We start from the raw sequence: 20795 nt of genomic DNA on the forward strand, positions 1-20795 counted from the left end.
AGGGGAGCTGGGCTTTGCCCCCTTACTCTGCGGCCTCCACAGCCCGGGCCGTTGCCGGCTGGTCGTCATAGCGGAAGATCGGGGCATCGAGATCGATGGCCGGGATGTCGGAGCGTTCGGCCCAGTAGTCCTGGGTGTGGCGCCATTCGGCGCTGTCGCCGCACTTGGGCATCTTGTCCATGTCGCGCATCAGATAGCCCGGATTGAAGTTGTCTGGATCGATCCAGGGACCGCGGGCCATGGTGGCGGCGGCTTCACCGGGATCAACCATCACCTTCTTGACGCCCTTGGCCTTCATGTGGTCCAGCAGCCGGGCGACAAAGTCCCCCATCAGGTCCACCCGCAGGGTCCAGCTGGCGCGGAAATAGCCAAACACCCAGACGAGGTTCGGCACGCCGGTGAACATCATGCCGCGATAGGTCAGGGTGTCGCCGAAATTCACCGGGTGGCCGTCCACCTGGAAGGGAATTTCCCCCATGACCGACAGGCGGAAGCCTGTGGCGGTGATGATGATGTCGGCCTCCAGCACCTCGCCGGACTTGAGCAGGATGCCCTTGTCGGTGAAGCGCTCAATCTGGTCAGTGACCACCGAAGCCTTGCCCGCGCAGATGCCCTTGAACAGGTCGGCGTCCGGCACGAAGGCCAGGCGCTGCTGCCAGGGCCGGTAGCTGGGGGTGAAGTGCTTCATGTCATAGCCCTCCGGCAGGACGGCGGCGACATTCTTGAGGATCTCGTCCTTGACCGCGTCGGGATACTCCCGGGCCATGTGGGCGAACATGCCCTGGTCCTTGAGGATGCGGCGGCGCACGATCTCGTGGGTCCACTCCTCGGGAACTTCCAGGTCGCGCAGCGTGTCGGCCAGTTCGTTGGCATTGCGCCCGGTGGCAAAATAGGTCGGCGAGCGCTGCAGCATGGTCACATGGCCGGCCTTCTCGGCGAGCGCTGGCACCAGGGTGGCCGCTGTGGCGCCAGACCCGATCACCACCACCTTCTTGCCGGCATAGTCCAGGTCTTCCGGCCAGGTCTGCGGGTGGATGATCGGCCCCTTGAAGTCAGCCATGCCCGGCCATTCCGGCGTATAGCCCTCGTCGTGGTGGTAATAGCCCTGGCACATCCAGAGGAACCCGCAGGTAAAGGTCAGGGCCTCGCCGGTGGCGGTCTTCACCGCGTCCACGGTCCAGACCTTCTTGTCGCTGGACCAGGCGGCGTTGGTGATCTTGTGGCCATAGCGGATATGGCGGGCCAGATCGTTCTCCTCGATTACCTCGCCCATATAGCTGAGGATTTCCGCCGACGTGGCGATGGGCGCGCCCCGCCAGGGCTTGAACCGGTAGCCGAAGGTGTAGAGGTCGCTGTCGGAGCGCACGCCGGGATAACGGTGGGTGACCCAGGTGCCGCCGAAGGTTTCCTTGGACTCCAGCACCACAAAGCGCGTCTCCGGCGACTGGTGCGTCAGGTGCCAGGCCGCGCCGACCCCGGAAATCCCCGCCCCCACCACCAGCACGTCGAAGTGCTGAACGCCCGACGTCGCCGAAGCCTTCGGCGCCACATCCACGCTGGTCATGGGGTATCCTCTTCCTTGTCGTTTCCCGTCGTCAGTATCTGCGTCTGACGATCTGCGATCCCTGATGGAAATCAAGTTAGGTGATCGACGATCAGTTGGCGAGGGGGGAATGGCGGACGCGCCAAGGCCCAAGTCATGCGCCAAGGGATGACCGAATCCCCCTGGGCCGCTAGCTTGAAGGCCTGATGAACGCCCCCTCCCCCACCCTGCCAGATGTCTCGGGTGCCACCCCGGTGATGGCCCAGTTTTTTGCGGCCAAGGCGGCCCAGCCCGACGCGCTGATCTTTTTCCGCATGGGCGATTTCTACGAGCTGTTCTTCGAGGACGCCCAGAAGGCGGCTGCGGCGCTGGGCATCAGCCTGACGGCCCGGGGCAATCATGGGGGCCAGCCGATCCCCATGGCGGGCGTGCCGGCCCATGCGGCCGAGGCCTATCTGGCCAAGCTGATCCGGGCAGGCTTCAAGGTCGCCGTCTGCGACCAGATGGAGGACCCGGCCGAGGCTAAGAAGCGCGGCTCGAAATCCATTGTCCGGCGCGAGATCGTCCGAGTGGTGACCCCGGGCACCCTGACCGAGGACGGCCTCCTGGACGCCCGCGGCGCCAATCGCCTGGCCGCCGTGGCGGTCCGCGCGGGCCAGGCGGCCATTGCCTCGGTGGAGCTCTCCACCGGCGAGGTGGAGTGCCTGTCCCTGGACGTAGCCGGCCTCGCCTCGGCCCTGGCGGCGCTCGCGCCCTCAGAGACCCTGGTCCCAGACCGGTTGTTTTCCGATGGCCCGGCGGCCGAAGCCCTGCGCGCTGTGGGCGGCTTCGTTCAGCCCATGCCCCAGGCGCTCGCCGAACCTTCCGCCTCGGAGGCCCGGCTCAAGCGGCTTTACGGGGTCGAAACCCTGGACGGCTTCGGGGCGCTCAGCGGGGCGGAGGTTTCGGCGCTCGGCCTCATCGCCGCCCATCTGGAGACCACCCAGGCTGGACGCCTGCCGGCCCTCTCAGCCCCCCGCCGGATCGGGGAGAGCGAGGTCATGGCCATCGACCCGGCCACCCGGACAAGCCTGGAGATCGAACGCAGCCTTTCCGGCGGCCGGGAGGGCAGCCTGCTGGCGGCCATTGACCGGACCGTGACGGCGCCCGGTGCCCGGCTGTTGGCCACCCGGCTGGCGCGACCCCTTGTGGAGCCCGCCGCCATCGACGCCCGGCTGGATGCGGTGGCCTTCTTCTGCGCCCGCCGAACCCTTCGCCAGGACCTGCGGGCTCAGCTGAAGTCCATGGGCGATATGGCGCGCGCCCTGTCGCGCCTGGCGCTCGGGCGCGGGGGACCTCGGGATCTGGGTGCCCTGCGCGATGGTCTGGCGGCCGGAGAGGCCATCACTGGCCTGTTCACCAGCCCCGCCCCCCTGGACCCGATCCCGCCCCCAGAGGTGGCCCAGGCCCTGACGGCCCTCGACCTCAACGTCCAGACGGGGCTCTCTGACCTGCGGGACCTGCTGGCCGCAGGGCTTGGACCAGAGCTCCCGGCCCAGGCCCGGGATGGGGGCTTTGTGGCACCGGGGGTGCGCCCCGAGCTCGACCAGGCCCGCGCCCTGCGCGACGACAGCCGCAAGGTGATCGCGGGCCTGGAGGCGCAGTTGGCCAACGAAAGCGGCGTGGCCCTGAAAGTCCGCCACAACGCCGTCCTCGGCTATTTCGTGGAGACCAGCGCCAAGGCCGGCGAGCCCCTGTTGAAGCCGCCGCTGAACGCGACCTTCATTCACCGCCAGACTCTGGCCAGCCAAGTGCGCTTCACCACGGTCGAACTGGCCGAGCTGGACGCCAGGATCGCCCAGGCGGCCGAGCGGGCCCTGGCCATGGAGGTGGCCACCTTCGAGGCCTGGCGGGAGGCTGCCACCCATGAGGCCCAGGCGATCCAGGCGGCCGCCTTCGCCGCCGCCACCCTGGATGTGGCGGCCGGCCTCGCCGAATGGGCCGATGAGGCTGGTGCCACGCGGCCCGTCGTGGATCGCTCCTGCGCTTTCGAGGCGGTCGCCGCCCGCCACCCGGTGGTGGAGGCCGCTGTCCGGCGGGCCGGGGCCGCCTTCACCCCCAATGACTGTCGCCTGGACGGGGCCGGCGCCGGGGCGGCACGACTGTCCATCGTCACCGGGCCCAACATGGCCGGCAAGTCCACCTTCCTGCGCCAGAACGCCCTGCTCTGCGTGCTGGCCCAGGCCGGGTCTTTCGTGCCAGCCCAGGCCGTGAGGCTTGGCGTGGTTGACCGCCTGTTCAGTCGGGTCGGCGCCGGCGATGACCTGGCCCGGGGCCGGTCGACCTTCATGGCCGAGATGGTCGAGACCGCCGCCATCCTCACCCAGGCCACGCCCCGCTCCTTTGTCATCCTCGATGAGATCGGCCGAGGCACCGCGACCTATGACGGCCTGGCCATCGCCTGGGCCTGCGCCGAGGCCCTGCACGAGACCAACCGCTGCCGCGCCCTGTTCGCCACCCACTATCACGAGCTGGCGGTGCTGGAGGACCGGCTGCCCCATGTGGCCAACCTCTCCATGCGGGCCAAGGAATGGCAGGGCGACCTGATCTTCCTGCACGAGGCCGGCCCTGGCCCCGCAGACCGCTCCTATGGCGTCCAGGTGGCCAAGCTGGCCGGCGTGCCGCCAGCTGTGGTCGCCCGGGCCCGACAGGTGCTCGACCGCCTGGAGCGCGAAGCCGGGGCGCCGGCCCATCTGCAGGACCTGCCGCTATTTGCGCTCAGCGTCGCCGAACCCGACGTGGCCTCGCCGAGCCCGGTCGAGGAGTCTCTGCGGGCGCTGGACCTGGACGGCATGAGCCCACGGGAAGCCATGGACGCCCTCTACCGGCTGAAGGGCCAATTGCCGCCATGACCGTCCGCACCTTGATGATCGACGTGGACGGGGTGGTGATCCGCCATCCGCAGGGCCTGCGCTGGGACCACACAATCCAGGCCGATCTGGGTGTCGATCCGGTCAAGTTGCAGAGCGCATTTTTCGCTGTGCACTGGCCCGACGTGGTGAATGGCCGCGCAGACTTGCATCAGCGGCTAGCGCTGGCTCTGCCGGCCCTTGCGCCGCATCTGACCCCGGACGTCCTGACCGCTTACTGGTTTTCCAAGGACGCCCATCTGGACCAGGGCTTTCTCGATCAGCTCGACGCCCTGGATGGCCAGTACGCCCTGCATCTGGCCACGGTGCAGGAGCACCTGCGGGCGGACTACCTGTGGAACGGGCTTGGCCTGAAGGATCGCTTCGCGGAGATCCATTACGCCGCCGATTATGGCTGCGGAAAGCCCGATCCCGCCTTCTTCGAGGCGGTCGCCAAGCGCACAGGCCATGGGCCGCACGAGCTTCTGCTGATCGATGATTCCCCCCGCAACGTGGAGGCCGCGCTCGCCTGCGGCTGGCGGGCGGGGTTGTGGGACGGGACGCGGACAGTGGCCAATGTGATCGCCGAGGCGGAAGCCCGCTGAGGCCCTGCACGCCGCAGGCGCATTCAAACGGGGACACAAAGGACACCAAGGGGCGCGAAGAACACTAAGGACGAGGCCACCGGAACCTTCGTGTCCTTGGCTGACTTTGGGTCCTTTGTGTCGCCTCTTTTTTCCCGATGCCTAAAGCATCGCCGGGATGACCCGGTCGGGGGGGCGGTGGCCGTCCATCCAGGTACGTATGTTGATGATCACCTTCTCGCCCATGTCCACCCGGCTCTCCACCGTGGCCGAGCTCATATGGGGCAACAGGACCACATTGGGCAGCTTGAGCAGCTTGGGGTTCACCGAAGGCTCGTGCTCGAACACATCCAGTCCGGCACCGGCGATCTCCCCCTTGGCCAGGATATCGATGAGGGCGTCCTCGTCGACGATCTCGCCCCGGGCGGTGTTGATCAGGATGGCATGGGGCTGTAGCAGCTTCAGCCGGCGCGCCGACAACAGATGGAAGGTGGCCGGAGTGTGTGGGCAGTGGATCGAAACCAGGTCCATCCGGGCCATCATCTGGTCCAGGCTGTCCCAGTAGGTGGCGTCCAGCTCCTCTTCGATGCGGGGGCTGACCGGCTTGCGGTTATGGTAGTGGATCTGCAAGCCAAAGGCCTTGGCCCGCCGGGCCACCGCCTGGCCGATCCGGCCCATGCCGACGATGCCCAGGCGCTTGCCCGTGACCCTTCGGCCGAGCATCCAGGTGGGCGACCAGCCGGTAAAGCCGCCCGACTGCACCACATTGGCCCCCTCGACGATCCGCCGGGCGACCACCATGATCAGGGCCAGCGTCATGTCGGCGGTGTCCTCGGTGAGAACGCCCGGCGTATTGGTGACGCTGATGCTGCGGGCGGCTGCGGCGGCTACGTCAATGTGATCGACACCCGCCCCGAAGGAGGCGATCAGCTTGAGCTGCGGACCCGCCTGGGCGATGAGATCAGCATCGATTCGATCGGTGATGGTGGGCGCCAGCACATCGGCGCGTTTGACCGCGTCCAGAAGGGCGTCACGACTCATCGGCTCATCCGATAGGTTGAGCTCGGCGTCGAACAATTCTCTCATCCGGGTCTCCACCTGGTCGGGGAGCTTGCGGGTGACGATGACTTTGGGCTTACGGGCGACCATGACCGAGTCTGAGACGGGAGCCTTGCGGCGGGGCGCCTTGGGCGGGCGAGGTTCAACCTGTAGCAAACCGGCCTTGCAGGGCCAAGGCTTGCAGCACGCAGGCAAGGCTTATGCGGTCCGCCGAGGATGGGTCCTGGGAATCGCCCTGGCGGTAAGCCTCCTGGCGCTCATCCTCGCCAGCCCGGCCGCCGCCCGGGACCCCGCCGACACGCCTTCCGGTTTTCCCGTGCCCCGCTACCTGGCCCTGAAGTTTGACGAGGTGAACGCCCGGGCAGGGCCCGGGGATGACCATCGGGTGCTCTGGGTCTACCGGGCCCGTGGTCTGCCGGTACAGATCGTGGCTGAGACACGAGAGTGGCGACAGATCTGTGATCCCGAGGGGGGGGTGGCCTGGGTGCACCGCAGGGTCATCGACGGCAAGCGCACCGTCATGCCTATGGGCCCCGAGCCCATCGCCCTGCGCCGACGGCCGAGGGCTGAGGCCGACATCACGGCCTACCTCAACCCCCGCGCCATTGCGGTCCTGGACAAATGCGACAAGGGTTGGTGCCGCCTCAGCCTTGAGGGCGTGCGGGGCTGGACCCCCGAAACCGAGGTCTGGGGGGTCGCCGCCCCTGTCCAATGTCGTTGAGCCCCGCCTTGGCCTCGTGCTAGGGCCAGTCCCTTCCTTTGTTATCGCCCGAACTGAAAAGGCGGCGCATGACCATTCACGAGCCCCAAAGCCGCTACGAGCTGGACGAATTGCTGGCCTGCGCCCGCGGTGAGATGTTCGGCCCAGGCAACGCCCAGCTGCCGTCGCCGCCCATGCTGTTGTTTGATCGGATCACCACGATCAATGACGACGGTGGGCCCCACGGCAAGGGCTACATCGAGGCCGAGTTCGACATCAATCCTGGCCTCTGGTTCTTCGACTGCCACTTCAAGAACGACCCGGTCATGCCTGGCAGCCTCGGTCTGGACGCCATGTGGCAGCTGGTCGGCTTCTATCTGGGCTGGATCGGCGGCAAGGGCCGGGGCCGGGCGCTTGGCTGCGGCGAGGTCAAGTTTGCCGGTGAAGTCACCCCTGACATCAAGGTCGTCACCTACAAGGTCGAGATGAAGCGGGTCATCAACCGCCGCCTGGTCATGGGCATCGGCGACGCCGTGCTCGAAGCCGACGGCAACGTCATCTATACGGCGCAGGACCTCCGCGTCGGCCTCTATCAGCGCTAAACACGCCAGGAACGGGAGCGAACATGCGCCGGGTCGCCATCACCGGAATCGGTATTGTTTCATCCATCGGCAAGTCTGCAGATGAGGTGGTCGCCTCTTTGCGGGAGGCCCGCTCAGGCATTACCGCGGCACCGGAATATGCCGAGCTTGGCTTTCGCAGCCAGGTGCATGGGGACCCCAATATTGACTGGGAGAGCCTGGTTGATCGTCGGGCCGCCCGCTTCCTGGCCCAGGGCACGGCCTTCGGCCATATCGCCATGGAGCAGGCCATCGCCGATTCGGGCCTTGGCCCCGACGAGGTCAGCCATGAGAAGACCGGCCTGATCATTGGCTCTGGCGGCCCTTCCACCAAGGCCATCATTGAGGCGGCCGAGACCGCCCGTACCCGGGGTCCCAAGCGCATCGGCCCCTTTGCTGTGCCCAAGGCCATGAGCTCAGGTGCCTCAGCGACGCTCGCCACCTGGTTCAAGATTCGCGGCCTGAACTTCTCCATCTCCTCGGCCTGCGCCACCTCCACCCACTGCATCGGCTCGGCCTATGAGCAGATCCTCATGGGCAAGCAGGATGTGGTGTTCGCCGGCGGAACCGAGGAGCTCGACTGGAGCCTGTCGGTGCTGTTCGACGCCATGGGCGCCATGAGCTCCAACTTCAACGACCGCCCTGCCACCGCCAGCCGGGCCTATGACGCAGCCCGGGACGGCTTTGTCATCGCCGGGGGTGCCGGCATCGTGGTGCTGGAAGAATGGGAGCGGGCCAAGGCTCGCGGTGCCAAGATCTATGGCGAGATCATCGGCTACGCCGCCAATTCCGACGGCTTCGACATGGTCGCGCCCTCCGGCGAAGGTGCTGTGCGCTGCATGAACCTGGCCATGGAAGGCCTCGGCGGTCGCAAGATCGACTATCTGAACCCCCACGGCACCTCCACCCCGGTCGGCGACGTCAAGGAGATGCAGGCGGTGCGTGACACCTTCGGGTCGGCCGCGCCGTTCATTTCGTCCACCAAGTCCCTGACCGGACACAGCCTGGGGGCGGCCGGAGCGCAGGAGGCGATCTATTCGCTGCTGATGCTCAATAACGACTTCATGGCCAAGAGCGCCCACATCGAGACCCTCGACCCGGCCTTCGCCGACATGCCGATCCTGATGGATCGCCGCGACGGGGCCTTCGAAACGGTGATGTCCAACAGCTTCGGCTTTGGCGGCACCAATGGCTGCCTGGTGATGACCCGGGCCGACTAAGCCCGGCCAAGACTGACGATTCGACACAGGGGCGAGGAAGCCATGGCTGACGATTACAACATGCCCAAGGGCGAGCTGATGAAGGGCAAGAAGGGGGTGGTGACCGGGGTCGCCAACCACCAGTCCATCGCGTTTGGCATCGCCTCGCAGCTGGCCGCCCAGGGTGCCGAGATGGCCTTCCTGCATCTGCCGGGCATGGAGCGCCGGGTTCAGCCCCTGGCCGATCAGCTTGGCGTCAAGACCCTGGCGCCGGTGGATGTCACAGATGACGCGGCCATGGACGCAGCCTTCAAGGTGGTGGCGGACTCGCTGGGCGAAATCGACTTCTTCGTCCACTCCATCGCCTTCGCCAACAAGGACGAGCTCAAGGGCTCCTTCGTCGACAACACCACCCGCGAGGGCTTTCTGCGGGCCATGGACATCTCGGTGTTCTCGTTCGTGGATTGCGCAAGGCGGGCTGCGGCCCTGATGCCTAACGGCGGCTCCATCGTCTGCATGACCTATCTGGGGGCCGAGCGGGCCATCCCCAACTACAACACCATGGGCGTGGCCAAGGCCGGCCTTGAGGCCGCCACCCGCTATGCCGCCCGGGACCTTGGCCCCAAGGGCATCCGCGTCAACGCCATCTCGGCCGGCGCCATGCGCACCCTGTCCCTGGCGGGCATCTCCGGGGGCCGCGGCATGCTGGCCCAGGGCCGCGCCATGTCGGCCATGAAGGAAGACACCTCCATGGAAGGCGTCGCCGGGGCGGCCCTGTGGCTGATGTCCGATCTCGGCCGCTCCACCACCGGCGAGGTGGTGCATGTGGATGCCGGCTTCCATATCATGGGCCTGGCCGACGACGCCGAAGCCTAGGGTCTCTGGGCGACCCGTCTGCTGGAGGCCCGGGGGTTTTCCTTGGGCCGCCCACTGGACGTGAGCCGGTCCCAACCCCCATATCGGGCCATGGATAAGATCGATCCCGACGTGATCATAGCCGGTGCCGGCATGGCGGGCGCCACCCTGGCCCTGGCCCTGGCGCAGGGGGGGCTGAAGCCGCTCCTGGTGGACCCCGCACCCTTCGACACCCAGCTGGAGCCGACCTTCGATGGTCGCGCCTCGGCCATCGCCTATGCCGCCTTCCGCCAATGGCGCGCCCTGGGCCTGGCCGACGCCCTCGCGCCCCATGCGCAGCCGATCGCCCAGATCCTGGTCACCGACGGCCGCGCCCCTGGGGCCGCAACGCCCCAGGCCCTGCCCTTCCACCTGAGATTTGATTCCGCCGAGATCGCCGATCGGTCAGACGGCGAGCCCCTGGGCTACCTGCTGGAGAACCGGCAGATCCGGGCGGTCTTGGCAAAAGCTGTGATCGACGCCGGCATCCCCATCCTGGCCCCAGCCAAGGTGGTCAGCGCCGTCTTCGAGACGCGGGGGGCAAGGCTCACCCTGGATGATGGCCAGGTCATCTCGGCGCCCCTGGCCGTAGGGGCCGAGGGCCGCGGCTCGGTGCTGCGCCAGGCCGCCGGTATCGGCACCGTGGGCTGGGACTACGGCCAGACCGGCGTGGTGGCCACGGTGCGCCTGGAGCGGCCGCACGAGGGCGTCGCCCATGAATACTTCCTGCCCAGCGGTCCCTTCGCCATCCTGCCCCTGACGGATAACCGGGCGAGTCTGGTCTGGACCGAAAGCACCGCCCGGGGGGCGGCCTTGAAATCGGCCCGCCCCGAGGTCTTCCACGCCCATCTGATGCGGCGCTTCGGGGCCTTTCTGGGGCAGGCGCGGCTGGACGGGCCAGTCTTCTCCTATCCCCTGTCCCTGCAACTGGCCGAGCGGTTCACCGCCCCGCGTTTGGCGCTGCTGGGGGATGCCGCCCACGGGGTGCACCCCATCGCCGGTCAGGGGCTGAACCTGGGCCTCAAGGGCGCCGCAGCCCTGGCCGAAGTGTTGGTGGACGCCGCCCGTCTGGGGGAGGATCTGGGCTCAGAGGTGGTGCTGGAGCGCTATGGCCAGTGGCGGCGGTTCGACACCGCCCTGCTGAGCGCTGGCATGGACGCCTTCGTGCACCTGTTTTCCAACAATAATCCGGTGCTGCGCCTGGCCCGGGGGGCAGGGATGTCGGCGGTGAACCGCATCCCGTTTGCCCGCAAGATGTTCATGCAGCAGGCCGGCGGCGCATTTGGGGACCTGCCCCGCCTGCTGCGCGGACAGGCGCTCTGAGATCGCCGCACCGGCCTGCAGGCCTTGGCCCTAGCCTTGGGTCAGGCGCTAATCGTCCAGTTCGCGGGCTTCTTCAGGCAACATGATCGGCACGCCGTCGCGGACCGGGAAGGCGAGCTTGGCGCTGCGGCTGATCAGCTCGGCCCGCTCCCGATCATAGTCCAGAGGCCCATGGGTCACCGGACAGACCAGGATCTCCAGCAGGCGCGGATCAATTTCAGCGGTCAGGGCCAGCATGGGCTCAGCGGGGGCATTCTCGGTCATGGATCGTCCTTAAACCAGCGGGCTACTGGACGCTATGGGGGGCACCGTCGTCGTCCTCCAGGGCGTCGATTTCCAGCAGAGCCGTCAGGCTCCGGACCCGCTCAGCCAGGGTGAGCGCTTCGAGCAGGGCCTGCTTCTCGGACGGCTCAAAGGGCAGGCCCATGGCAAGGCTGGTGACCAACGGTGCCATGGGGGCGCTCATGGCCGTTTCATCGTCCACGTCCAGCTCCCGGCGGTTGAGATAGCGCTTCAGAGCCCGGGCGAAACGCACCCGGTCCATGTCCGGCGCGTCGTCATCCTCCGGCGAGAGATCGCCCTCAAACCGGGTGTAGTCGACCCGCAGTTGCCGATAGGGGGTGCGGGCTGAGAGCTCCTCGCCGGCCGCAAAGCGGCAGATCCCGGTCAGGGTGATCAAATAGCGCCCATCAGAGGTCTCGGCGAAACTGGTGATGCGCCCCAGACAGCCCACATGGACGAGGTTTGGCCGCACCCGTTCGCCGCCCGCCCGGGTCTGGATCATGCCAATGACCCGGTCGCCGGCCATGGCATCATCGACCATGTTCAGATAGCGCGGCTCAAAAATCTGCAGGGGCAGCTCCCCCACGGGCAGCAGCACCGCCCCATCCAGGGGGAAGATCGGGATGATTTGCGGCAGATCGGCCGCGCGCCGGTAGCCCGGCATAGGGATCACCTCTTGGCTTCAACGAGCGCGCGTTCCGCTGAGGGGGAATACGCGCCTGTCTTGGAATCTTGAGCCTGAATCAACGCTCAGACGGGTCCGCCTAAGCGCTTCACGCCCTAGGAGAACAGGATCGCCGACAACCGCCGACGCCCGTTGCGGGCAACCTCGGAGGCGGGACCCGCAGCTTCGAATATGGTCAGGAGCTGCTTGCGCGCGGCCTCATCGTTCCAGGTGCGGTCCCGTTCGATGATGTGCAGCAGGTGATCGGCCGCAGCCTCCATGGCACCACGTCCGGCCAGGGCCTTGGCCAGGGCCAGCCGCGCCTCATGGTCATCGCCGTCGGCGGCCAGCCGGGTTTCGAATTCCTGGGTGTCAGAGGGGGCCTCGGCGGCCAGGTTGAGGGCAGCGCGAACGCTGTCGAGGTCAGCATCCTTGGCACCCTCGGGGGCCATGTCCAGAATCTCCCAGGCCCGCTCAGCCTCACCCCCAGCCAGGTAGCAGCGGGCGAGCCCTCCCAGGGCCTTCACATGGTCAGGCTCGGCTTGCAGCACCTGCGCAAAGCCCTGAGCGGCCAGGGGCAGATCGCCGGCCTCCAGGGCCGCCTTGGCCATGTCCAGGAGCTCGTCGACCCCATCGGCCGGGGCCATGGCCGCCAGCTTGTCGACAAAGGCCTTCACCTGGCTTTCGGGCAAGGCGCCCATGAACCCGTCCACCGGCCGACCGCCCACAAAGGCGAAGACCGCCGGAATCGACTGCACCCGAAGTTGCCCGGCATAGGCCGGGTTCTGGTCGATATCGATCTTGACCATCTTGACCTTGCCCTTGGCGGCGGTGACCGCCTTTTCCAGGGCCGGGCCCAGTTGCCGGCAGGGGCCACACCAGGGTGCCCAGAAGTCGACAATGACCGGCGTATCCTGGCTGGCCTCAACCACATCGGTCATGAAACTGGCGTCGGTGGCATCCTTGATCAGGGCACCGCCCGCGGCGGGGGGAGCGGTCTCTCCGATGAGGCTCATGGTCGAACTCGTCTGGCTGGACTTAAGGGGGCAACGCGGCAGGCCCTAAGATGGTCCCATGACCCGCGCGCTTCAACGGAAGGATTGTCGCTAGATGACCTGGAGGGCCTGAAAATCCACCACCAGGGGGACAACGCCCAGGACTGAGAGAAAGGTTTGGAAGCCGGCCTGAGTCAGGCCCGATGTGGCGGTGTTGGTCAGGGGATGGAAATTGACCACCTCAGCCTCGGCCAGGACCCTGTCCAGCACGAAGCTCACCCGGCGGTCGGTGTCATTGATCAGGCCTAGGGCCGTCACCGATCCCGGCGTCACCCCCAGGGTCTCGACCATCAGGGCCTCGGGGCCAAAGGACAGGCGCGCAGCCCCGATCACCGGCGGCAGGCGCTTGAGGTCGATCACCGTCCGGTCAGCCGCTGAAATCAGCCACAGCCGACCCTTGGCGTCTTTCAGGAACAGATTCTTGGTGTGAACGCCGGGCAGGCCGGCCTTGATGTCCTCCCCCTCCCCGACCCGGAAGACGGCGGGGTGGTCCACCGTCTGGTGGGCAATCTGATGGGCGTCGAGGAAGGCGATCAGGTCGGCGCGGGTCTTCATGGCGCTCTCATAGGGGCCTTGGGGCGATCGTGGAACTGGACGGCGCCCGTGAGGGCTGGCTAGAGCAGAGGACGGTCGGTCTGCGACCATCTGTCGAGAGGTTGGACGCCCCATGGAGCTCGAGTGCTACCCCACCGCTGATCGCCCGCCCGAGATCGTGCCGGGCCGCCCGCAGCGGGCCTGGATGGAGAGCTTTGCTGACCGACACCCCTACCGGTGCCTGCCGCTCACCATGGCCAACACCACGGGCTGGGAGATTCTCTGCCCCATGGGCTTCACCGCTGAATGGAACGGCGGAAAGTTCCAGCACGACATCACCCTGACCCCGGACAATCCGCATCCCGATTTCCACAACTTCGCCAAGTCGCACTTCAGCCACGGGGTGGTGACCTTCCATCCGGGATATCTGTTCCGCACGCCACCGGGCTGGTCGATGATCGCCCAGGGGCCCCCCAATCACGTCAAGGATGGCATCCAGCCCCTGGCCGGGCTCGTGGAGACCGAGTGGCTGCCCTTCCCCTTCACCATGAACTGGATCTTCACCCGGCCCGGCAGCGTGCATTTCCGCAAGGGCGAGCCGTTCTGCTTCATCACCCTGGTGCAGGACAAGCCCCTGGCCGAGTTCCAGCCGGTGATCCGCCCCCTGGCCCGCAACACTGACCTGCTGGGGCAGTACACCGCCTGGGAACAGCACCGGACCGAGTTCAACGCCAAGATCTACCGGGGCGACCCCGAGGCGACCAAGGAGGCCTGGCAGCGGTTCTACTTCCGTGGGGAATACCCCGATGCCGTGGCCGAACCCCCGAAGGATCATGTCAACAAGCGCCGGCTGAAAGCCCCGAAATTCGGCGGCTAGGCCGCTTGCCAAGGCCCTAGTCCTCTGCCATAAGCCCGCTCTCGATTTTCGGGGGCGGCCACTTGGGTCGGCAGCGAAAAACGCGGGCGTAGCTCAGTGGTAGAGCACAACCTTGCCAAGGTTGGGGTCGAGAGTTCGAATCTCTTCGCCCGCTCCAATTCCCCTCTGGCAGGGGCATTGCAGCGATACAAGAAGCGGCCCCGTCGGGCCGCTTTTTTGTGACCTGGGCCCCGGCCGCCTAGGGGCAACCAAGACGGCGGCGAGGGCATTCTCCTCTGTGACGGGCCCCGCCACCGTGGCGGGGAAAGCCAGAGGAAGCCCCCATGAGCGAGCCACGCAGAGACCAAGACCCCAAGACACCGAGCTCGCGCCCGGCCGCCCCGGTCCCTGAGGGCCAGAAGCCTGACCAGCTTGACCCCAAGCACCGGGACGCCGAGTCCCGCCAGGAGGCCCTGATCGACGAGGCCGTCGAGGAAACCTTCCCAGCCAGCGACCCGATCTCCCCCAAGCACATCACCTGAAGCAAGGCGAGGCGGCCGTCGGCCAGACCCATGGCATAGGGGCAGACCTGCCGGTCTGCCCCCGTATCAAGTCTGACCGCCCCGGCCGCGAAGGACCGGAGCCCAGTCTTTCGGTGAACTGCCGCTCAGACCCTTAAGGCTAAGGCACCGGGCGCACGATCCGGGGACCAAGGTTCTCCAGGACAGCGCGGGCGTCAAAGGCATTGGGATCGCCGAGCGTCTTGGCACCTCGGTACATGACGATCTCGGCGGTGGCTTCGTAGCGCTCCACCGTGCGGACATCCATGCGATCAGCCCAGAAGGGGTCCCCCCAATAGGGGTCCCAGCTGCGCCAGCTCAGGGCCGAGTAGTAGCGCCAATGGGGCCGCCAGTAGGCGTAACGCGCCCCGTACCAGGGATTGTAGAAGGGGTCGGGCTGAACAAAGGTGCGGGCGTCCCGGTCGGTCGCCCGGGTGACGATGGCGAAACCATCAAAGCCCTGTTGCAGGGTCAGTTCGGCGGCCCGGTAGAGCAGGAACCCTTCCACGGTTTCGCGGCCGGTGAGGCTGTTGCCGGCAAAGCTCACCCGCCAGCGGTCCGGCTCAATCCGCATTTCCGAATAGCCCCCCGACACGGCCGACCCGGGCAGGTTGGGCTGGTAGGGGGTGGCGGTGGCGCAGGCGCTCAAGCCCGCCAGCAGGGCAAGGGCGACAACGGGACCCGACAGCTTTTTCATCTTCGTCTCGCTCCACATGGGACCACCTTGAAACGCTCAGCTTCCGCTTAAGAGCCCAAGGTGGCGCAAATTTGGTGATCGGGCCATGTCCCAGCAGGGGGCGGTCGAGGTCGCACACCCCTGGATGACAATTTCGTGTGCGCGCCCGCCGGGCGAGAGACTCCTGCCCTGCCCAAAACCAGAGCAAAATTGGCGGGTTAGGCACATCCGAACCGAACTCTGATCGGGATACATCCCGAGATCTGCTCTTATTTCATTTAATTCCCATTGGAACACTAGGATATTCTCACATAGGCTTTGCGCGCTGAGGGGGGATGACAATGGACTCAGACTTCATGCTGTTTGCCGCCGTGGGCTTCGCCGCCCAGCTGGTGGATGGGGCGCTGGGCATGGCCTATGGGGTGGTCTCCACCACGACCCTTCTGGCCATGGGGGTCTCGCCGGCCAACGCCTCAGCCAGCGTGCACGCGGCCAAGGTTTTCACCGGTGCAGCCTCGGCGATCTCCCACATGGTCTACAAGAACATCAACTGGCGGCTGCTGGCCCTGCTGGCGTCGGGCGGCGTGGTTGGCGGGGTGGCCGGCACCTATCTGCTGACCTCTATCGATGGGGAGAAGATCAAGCCCTTTGTGGTCGCATGGCTGGGCCTGATGGGCCTGGTGATCCTCTACCGGGCATGGAAGGGCACCCGCCCCAAGCCCTTCTCATGGAAAAGTCCCCTGCCGCTCGGCGGGGTAGGGGGGTTCTTTGACGCGGTCGGCGGAGGGGGATGGGGCCCTGTGGTCACCTCGACCCTGCTGGGCTCAGGCGCCGACCCGCGCCAAGCCATCGGCACCTCCAATGCCGCCGAGTTCTTTGTGGCCGTTGCCGTTTCAGCGGCCTTTCTGACGGCGCTGATCTCCGGGCACTGGGAGACCGAAGGCCTGCGTGATCACCTGTCTTCAGTGCTCGGCCTGATCGCTGGCGGCGTCGTGGCCGCCCCCCTGGCCGGATGGATGACCAAGGTCCTGCCCATCCGCGCGCTCACCTGGTTGGTGGGTGTCCTGGTAACAGGCTTGGCGATCTGGCAGGCGGTGGTTCTATTTCTGTAGTCGCATACCCGATCTGATCACGGCGACCAGATCGGGACGCGCCCTAGCTATAGAGCCTCGGGTGGGGCTCAGGCCCCCACGGTCACCAGGGTCCAGATGATCCGCCCGCCGGCCCCCAGCAACAGGACTGCGGCCGCCAGGAACTGAATGATGAACCCCAACTCCCGCTTGCCCGGGTCGGCCACATAGCCGAAGGCGTAGAGGAGGCGGCCGATGATCCACACCACCCCCAGGCCAGCAGCGATGAGATCGTTCCAATAGATGGCAAACAGCCACAGGGCTGGCAGGAAGATCGGCAGCCATTCCAGGGTGTTGGCCTGAACCCGGATATGCCGTTCCAGAACCGGGTCGCCGGTCATGGCCGGGGCGTCGATGCCGCTGACCCGGCGAGCGCCGGCCACGCGAATACCCATCCAGAAATAGACGATCAGCGCGGCGATGGTGACCAGCGCGACCCAGCTATGCGGACTCATGGCAAATTCCCCCGTTCATTGATGGCGGCGCAGCCTCGCGCCTTGCCATCAGACTGGCACAGACTGAGCCGCCTGCGCCAGACACCCGAGGTCGCGCCAAGACGCGCTAACGGCCCCGACGATCGCGCTTGGCGGTCCCGCGCAGGCGCAGGGCGTTGAGCTTGATGAAGCCCGCCGCGTCGCGCTGGTCGTAGGCGACCTTGCCCTCTTCGAAGGTGACCAGCTCCTGGTCATAGAGGGAATAGGGGCTGGAGCGACCAATGACGGAGACATTGCCCTTATAGAGCTTCACCCGCACCTGGCCCGACACATGGGTCTGGGAATGGTCGATGGCCGCCTGCAGCATCTCGCGCTCGGGGCTGAACCAGAAGCCGTTATAGATCAGCTCCGCATAGCGGGGCATCAGCTCGTCCTTCAGGTGGGCTGCGCCCCGGTCGAGGGTGATGGACTCTATCCCCCGGTGGGCGGCCAGCAGGATCGTGCCGCCCGGGGTCTCATAGACGCCCCGGGACTTCATGCCCACGAAGCGGTTTTCCACCAGATCCAGGCGGCCGATACCGTTGTCGTGGCCCAGCTGATTCAGGCGGGTGAGCAGAGCGGCCGGCGACAGGGCCTCGCCGTCGATGGCGATGGGATCACCCTTCTCGAAGTCGATGGTGATCACCGTCGGGGTGTCCGGCGCGTCCTCCGGCGAAATGGTGCGCATATGGACAAACTCCGGGGCCTCGACCGCCGGGTCCTCCAGCACCTTACCCTCGGAGGAGGAGTGCAGCAGGTTGGCATCGACGCTGAACGGGGCCTCGCCGCGCTTATCCTTGGTGATCTGGATCTGGTGCTTTTCGGCGAAGTCCAGCAGGGCCTCACGGCTCTTGAAGTCCCACTCCCGCCAGGGCGCGATCACATGAATGTCGGGCTCCAGGGCGTAGTAGCCGAGTTCAAAGCGCACCTGATCATTGCCCTTGCCGGTGGCGCCATGGCTGACGGCGTCGGCACCGGTCATCCGGGCGATTTCGATCTGCCGCTTGGCGATCAAGGGCCGGGCGATGGAGGTGCCCAGCAGGTACTGGCCCTCATAGACCGTATTGGCGCGGAACATCGGGAACACGAAGTCCCGCACGAACTCCTCACGGACATCCTCGATGAAGATGTTCTCGGGCTTGACGCCGGCGGCCAGGGCCTTGGCCCGCGCCGGCTCGATCTCCTCCCCCTGGCCGAGGTCGGCGGTAAAGGTCACCACCTCGGCCCCATACTCGGTCTGCAGCCACTTCAGGATGATCGAGGTGTCCAGGCCGCCGGAATAGGCGAGGACGACTTTCTTGATCGGCTTGTCGGCGGCCATGGGGCGGGTCTTTCGAGGAGAACGGAGAAGGGCGAGAAGATCGGAGACGGAAAAACTGGCGCGGCTTTAAGGTCGAACGGGGCGTCCGTTCAAGACCTAAGCGCGCCTTCCTGGTCGAGCTGGCTCATCGCCGCTTCAAGCCAACGGAGATGATAAAGGGCGAACACCCCGGCCAGGGTGGCGCGAATGCCAAACAGCACCAGGGCGTCGGAGCCTGGGACGGTCTGGCGGTTCTGCCACATCAACATCAGGCTGATCAGGAAGGCGATACCCGGGATCAGCAGCAGGGCGATGTGACGCGGCACCCGCATGATGGCCCGGCCATCCCTTGAAAACTGCAGGGGCATTTTCGTCTCAGGCGGCACCCGCCGCCAGGCCCGATGGGAGGCGCCGGCCATGATCGCCAGGGAGACGATCCAAAGGGCGTCGCCCACAATGCCCAGCCAGTTCATCACAATCTCTCCGCAGCCTCAGTCGATCGACCCATGGCCCAGTTAGGGCGGAGGAGTCCAGAACCTAGACGGTCACCTGGGTGCCCAGCTCCACCACCCGGCCGGGGGGGATCTTGAAGAAGTCGGTGGGATTGGCCGCATTGCGCATCAGGTAGATGAACAGACGATCCTGCCAGAGCGGCATGCCAGACTGGGCCGAGGGCACCACCGAGCGGCGTCCCAGGAAGAAGCTGGTGGCCATGATGTCGAACTTCAGGCCGAGCTTGCGGCACAGGCCCAGGGCCTTGGGCAGGTTGGGGCTCTCCATGAAGCCGTAGGAGACCACGACCTTCTTGAAGTCCTCATTCACCGGCTCGATCTTGATCCGGTCCTCATCCTTGACCCGGGGGGTCTCGGTGGTGCGCACGGTGAGGATGACGTTCTTCTCGTGCAGCACCTTGTTGTGCTTGAGATTGTGCATCAGGGCGACTGGTGCCACGTCCGGGTCCGAGGTCAGAAAAATGGCCGTCCCCGGCGCCCTGTGCGGGGCCCGGGCGCGGAGAATCTCGCTCAGCTCGCTGAGCTGAATGCTGTCGCGGCGGGTCTTGTCACTGAGGATCTGGGTGCCCCGCATCCAGGTCCACATGATGATGACCAGCGCGCCGCTGAGCGCCAGGGGGAACCAGCCGCCCTGAAACACCTTCAGCAGATTGGATGACAGGAACACCAGATCGATAGCTGCGAAGCTGCCAGCGAACAAAGCCGCCTGCCACCAAGGCCGCTTCCAGAGGACCCCGATGATGACCGACAGCAGCAGGGTGTTCACGAACATGGTTCCAGAGACCGCAATCCCATAGGCCGAGGCCAGGTTGGAGGAATTCTGGAACAGGGCGAGGGTCAACAGCACCCCGGCCAGCAGCAGCATGTTGACCTGCGGCACATAGATTTGACCGGCCTGGGTTTCACTTGTGCGCCGAATATCGATGCGCGGAAGCAGGCCAAGCTGCACCGCCTGCTGCGTCACCGAGAAGGCGCCGGTAATCACCGCCTGACTGGCCACCACGGTGGCCGCCGTAGCCAGCAGAAGCACCGGCCAATAAATGACCTCCGGGATCATTTCATAAAAAGGGCTGACCCGTGTTTCAGGATAGGCCAGCACCAGGGCGCCCTGCCCCAGATAGTTGAGCAACAGGGCCGGCAGGACCAGGACCACCCAAGCCGCGCGGATCGGACCTTTGCCGAAGTGCCCCATGTCGGCGTAGAGCGCCTCAGCCCCGGTCACTGCCAGGAAGACACTGCCCAGGATGACGAAGCCCAGGAACCCGTTATCCAACAGGAACAGCACGCCATAGTGGGGGGAAAGCCCCATCAGGATGCGTGGATCATCGAAAATATGGAAAATGCCAAGACCTGCGAGGGTCAGGAACCACAGGCCTGTAATGGGACCGAAAAACCGCCCGATCTTCGCTGTGCCCCGGGACTGAGCCATGAACAAGGTGATCAGAATGCCCGCCGAGATCGGTAGCACGAAGGGCGAAAGGGTGGATCCGACCCCCGGCGCAACCTTCAGGCCTTCCACCGCCGAGAGCACCGACAGGGCCGGGGTGATGACGCCGTCTGAATAGAAAAGCGCCGCGCCGATCATGCCCAGCAGCAGGATGGCCCCCGACCGGCGGCCCAGGGACTGGCGGGCAAGCGCCATCAGGGCCAGCGCCCCGCCTTCCCCCTTGTTGTCAGCCTTGAGCAGGAACATCACGTACTTGACCGTGACAATCAGGATCAGCGCCCAGGCCATGAGGGACACCACGCCGAACACGGCCAGTTCGTCGGTCCCGCCGCCCTTGGAATGCGCCAGGGCTTCGCGCATGGCGTAGAGCGGGCTGGTGCCAATGTCGCCGAAGACGACCCCGACGGAACCAAGGGCCAGCGCCCAGAATCCGTCGACCTTGTGATGGGGCGTGTCCGAAGTCGCCTCCGCAGCCGAGGGGGTCGGCTCACTCATC

21 protein-coding genes and 1 tRNA gene are annotated in these 20795 nt (G+C 66.3%); 11 read left to right on the forward strand and 11 right to left on the reverse strand.

The annotated features are described in order from the left end of the window. Nucleotides 1-22: 22 nt before the first annotated feature. Complete coding sequence (locus MH112_RS10205) at nucleotides 23-1564, reverse strand: NAD(P)/FAD-dependent oxidoreductase (protein ID WP_296567330.1); 1542 nt, start codon at nucleotides 1562-1564, stop codon at nucleotides 23-25. A 185-nt stretch (nucleotides 1565-1749) separates the two neighbouring features. Between MH112_RS10205 and mutS the strand changes: the two genes are divergently transcribed. Both mutS and MH112_RS10215 read left to right on the forward strand, forming a co-directional pair. After that, complete coding sequence (gene mutS / locus MH112_RS10210; protein WP_296567331.1) at nucleotides 1750-4434, forward strand: DNA mismatch repair protein MutS; 2685 nt, start codon at nucleotides 1750-1752, stop codon at nucleotides 4432-4434. Then, the gene (locus MH112_RS10215; protein WP_296567333.1) at nucleotides 4431-5036 is read left to right on the forward strand and encodes an HAD family hydrolase; all 606 of its coding nucleotides are present in this window, start codon (nucleotides 4431-4433) and stop codon (nucleotides 5034-5036) included. Before mutS ends, MH112_RS10215 begins: the two co-directional genes overlap by 4 nt. 141 nt (nucleotides 5037-5177) lie before the next feature. Here the strand turns inward: MH112_RS10215 and MH112_RS10220 are convergent, their stop codons facing one another. Next, nucleotides 5178-6164, reverse strand: coding sequence for a D-glycerate dehydrogenase (locus MH112_RS10220; RefSeq protein ID WP_296567335.1), 987 nt, complete (start codon nucleotides 6162-6164; stop codon nucleotides 5178-5180). Between the two features lie 88 nt (nucleotides 6165-6252). Here MH112_RS10220 and MH112_RS10225 point away from each other — a divergent pair, with 88 nt between their 5' ends. From MH112_RS10225 to MH112_RS10245, 5 genes are all read left to right on the forward strand, one after another. Further along, on the forward strand, nucleotides 6253-6795 hold the full coding sequence (locus MH112_RS10225) for an SH3 domain-containing protein (RefSeq protein WP_296567339.1): 543 nt from the start codon (nucleotides 6253-6255) through the stop codon (nucleotides 6793-6795). 68 nt (nucleotides 6796-6863) lie between these two features. After that, the gene (fabA, locus tag MH112_RS10230; RefSeq protein ID WP_296567341.1) at nucleotides 6864-7376 is read left to right on the forward strand and encodes a 3-hydroxyacyl-[acyl-carrier-protein] dehydratase FabA; all 513 of its coding nucleotides are present in this window, start codon (nucleotides 6864-6866) and stop codon (nucleotides 7374-7376) included. Nucleotides 7377-7399: 23 nt separating this feature from the next. After that, nucleotides 7400-8614 (forward strand): beta-ketoacyl-ACP synthase I, encoded by a 1215-nt coding sequence (gene fabB / locus MH112_RS10235; protein ID WP_296567344.1) that lies wholly within the window; start codon nucleotides 7400-7402, stop codon nucleotides 8612-8614. A gap of 42 nt (nucleotides 8615-8656) precedes the next feature. Then, nucleotides 8657-9469, forward strand: a complete 813-nt coding sequence (locus MH112_RS10240; RefSeq protein WP_296567347.1) for an enoyl-ACP reductase — start codon at nucleotides 8657-8659, stop codon at nucleotides 9467-9469. A gap of 90 nt (nucleotides 9470-9559) precedes the next feature. Continuing rightward, complete coding sequence (locus MH112_RS10245; protein WP_296567350.1) at nucleotides 9560-10810, forward strand: UbiH/UbiF/VisC/COQ6 family ubiquinone biosynthesis hydroxylase; 1251 nt, start codon at nucleotides 9560-9562, stop codon at nucleotides 10808-10810. A 48-nt stretch (nucleotides 10811-10858) separates the two neighbouring features. Here the strand turns inward: MH112_RS10245 and MH112_RS10250 are convergent, their stop codons facing one another. The 4 genes from MH112_RS10250 to MH112_RS10265 all read right to left on the reverse strand — a co-directional run bounded on the left by MH112_RS10250 (nucleotide 10859) and on the right by MH112_RS10265 (nucleotide 13366). Then, nucleotides 10859-11074, reverse strand: a complete 216-nt coding sequence (locus tag MH112_RS10250; protein ID WP_296567351.1) for a Trm112 family protein — start codon at nucleotides 11072-11074, stop codon at nucleotides 10859-10861. Between the two features lie 22 nt (nucleotides 11075-11096). Then, entirely contained in the window at nucleotides 11097-11756 is a 660-nt protein-coding gene (locus MH112_RS10255; protein WP_296567353.1) for an LON peptidase substrate-binding domain-containing protein, read from the reverse strand. Between the two features lie 116 nt (nucleotides 11757-11872). Next, complete coding sequence (locus MH112_RS10260; protein ID WP_296567356.1) at nucleotides 11873-12772, reverse strand: co-chaperone YbbN; 900 nt, start codon at nucleotides 12770-12772, stop codon at nucleotides 11873-11875. A 90-nt stretch (nucleotides 12773-12862) separates the two neighbouring features. Further along, nucleotides 12863-13366, reverse strand: coding sequence for a YbaK/EbsC family protein (locus tag MH112_RS10265; protein WP_296567359.1), 504 nt, complete (start codon nucleotides 13364-13366; stop codon nucleotides 12863-12865). A gap of 112 nt (nucleotides 13367-13478) precedes the next feature. On the opposite strand from MH112_RS10265, the gene MH112_RS10270 reads away from it, so the two are divergent. The 3 genes from MH112_RS10270 to MH112_RS10280 all read left to right on the forward strand — a co-directional run bounded on the left by MH112_RS10270 (nucleotide 13479) and on the right by MH112_RS10280 (nucleotide 14743). Next, entirely contained in the window at nucleotides 13479-14222 is a 744-nt protein-coding gene (locus MH112_RS10270; RefSeq protein WP_296567363.1) for a DUF6065 family protein, read from the forward strand. An 82-nt stretch (nucleotides 14223-14304) separates the two neighbouring features. After that, nucleotides 14305-14379, forward strand: a tRNA-Gly gene (locus MH112_RS10275). 166 nt (nucleotides 14380-14545) lie between these two features. Further along, nucleotides 14546-14743, forward strand: coding sequence for a hypothetical protein (locus tag MH112_RS10280; protein ID WP_296567365.1), 198 nt, complete (start codon nucleotides 14546-14548; stop codon nucleotides 14741-14743). 139 nt (nucleotides 14744-14882) lie between these two features. Here MH112_RS10280 and MH112_RS10285 read toward each other — a convergent pair whose 3' ends face one another. Continuing rightward, entirely contained in the window at nucleotides 14883-15458 is a 576-nt protein-coding gene (locus MH112_RS10285) for a hypothetical protein (RefSeq protein WP_365786909.1), read from the reverse strand. Between the two features lie 320 nt (nucleotides 15459-15778). On the opposite strand from MH112_RS10285, the gene MH112_RS10290 reads away from it, so the two are divergent. Further along, nucleotides 15779-16549 (forward strand): sulfite exporter TauE/SafE family protein, encoded by a 771-nt coding sequence (locus MH112_RS10290; protein ID WP_296567370.1) that lies wholly within the window; start codon nucleotides 15779-15781, stop codon nucleotides 16547-16549. 68 nt (nucleotides 16550-16617) lie between these two features. On the opposite strand, the gene MH112_RS10295 is transcribed toward MH112_RS10290, so the two are convergent. From MH112_RS10295 to MH112_RS10310, 4 genes are all read right to left on the reverse strand, one after another. Beyond that, entirely contained in the window at nucleotides 16618-17022 is a 405-nt protein-coding gene (locus MH112_RS10295) for an MAPEG family protein (protein WP_296567374.1), read from the reverse strand. Between the two features lie 106 nt (nucleotides 17023-17128). Then, nucleotides 17129-18361 carry an argininosuccinate synthase gene (locus MH112_RS10300; RefSeq protein ID WP_296567376.1) on the reverse strand — a complete coding sequence of 411 codons (1233 nt, stop codon included), beginning with the start codon at nucleotides 18359-18361 and terminating at the stop codon, nucleotides 17129-17131. An 89-nt stretch (nucleotides 18362-18450) separates the two neighbouring features. Continuing rightward, complete coding sequence (locus MH112_RS10305; RefSeq protein WP_296567378.1) at nucleotides 18451-18813, reverse strand: hypothetical protein; 363 nt, start codon at nucleotides 18811-18813, stop codon at nucleotides 18451-18453. A 64-nt stretch (nucleotides 18814-18877) separates the two neighbouring features. After that, on the reverse strand, nucleotides 18878-20794 hold the full coding sequence (locus MH112_RS10310; RefSeq protein ID WP_296567379.1) for a potassium transporter Kup: 1917 nt from the start codon (nucleotides 20792-20794) through the stop codon (nucleotides 18878-18880). Between the last annotated feature and the right edge of the window lies 1 nt (nucleotide 20795).

This window comes from Phenylobacterium sp., assembly GCF_022402485.1.
GTDB lineage: Bacteria > Pseudomonadota > Alphaproteobacteria > Caulobacterales > Caulobacteraceae > Phenylobacterium.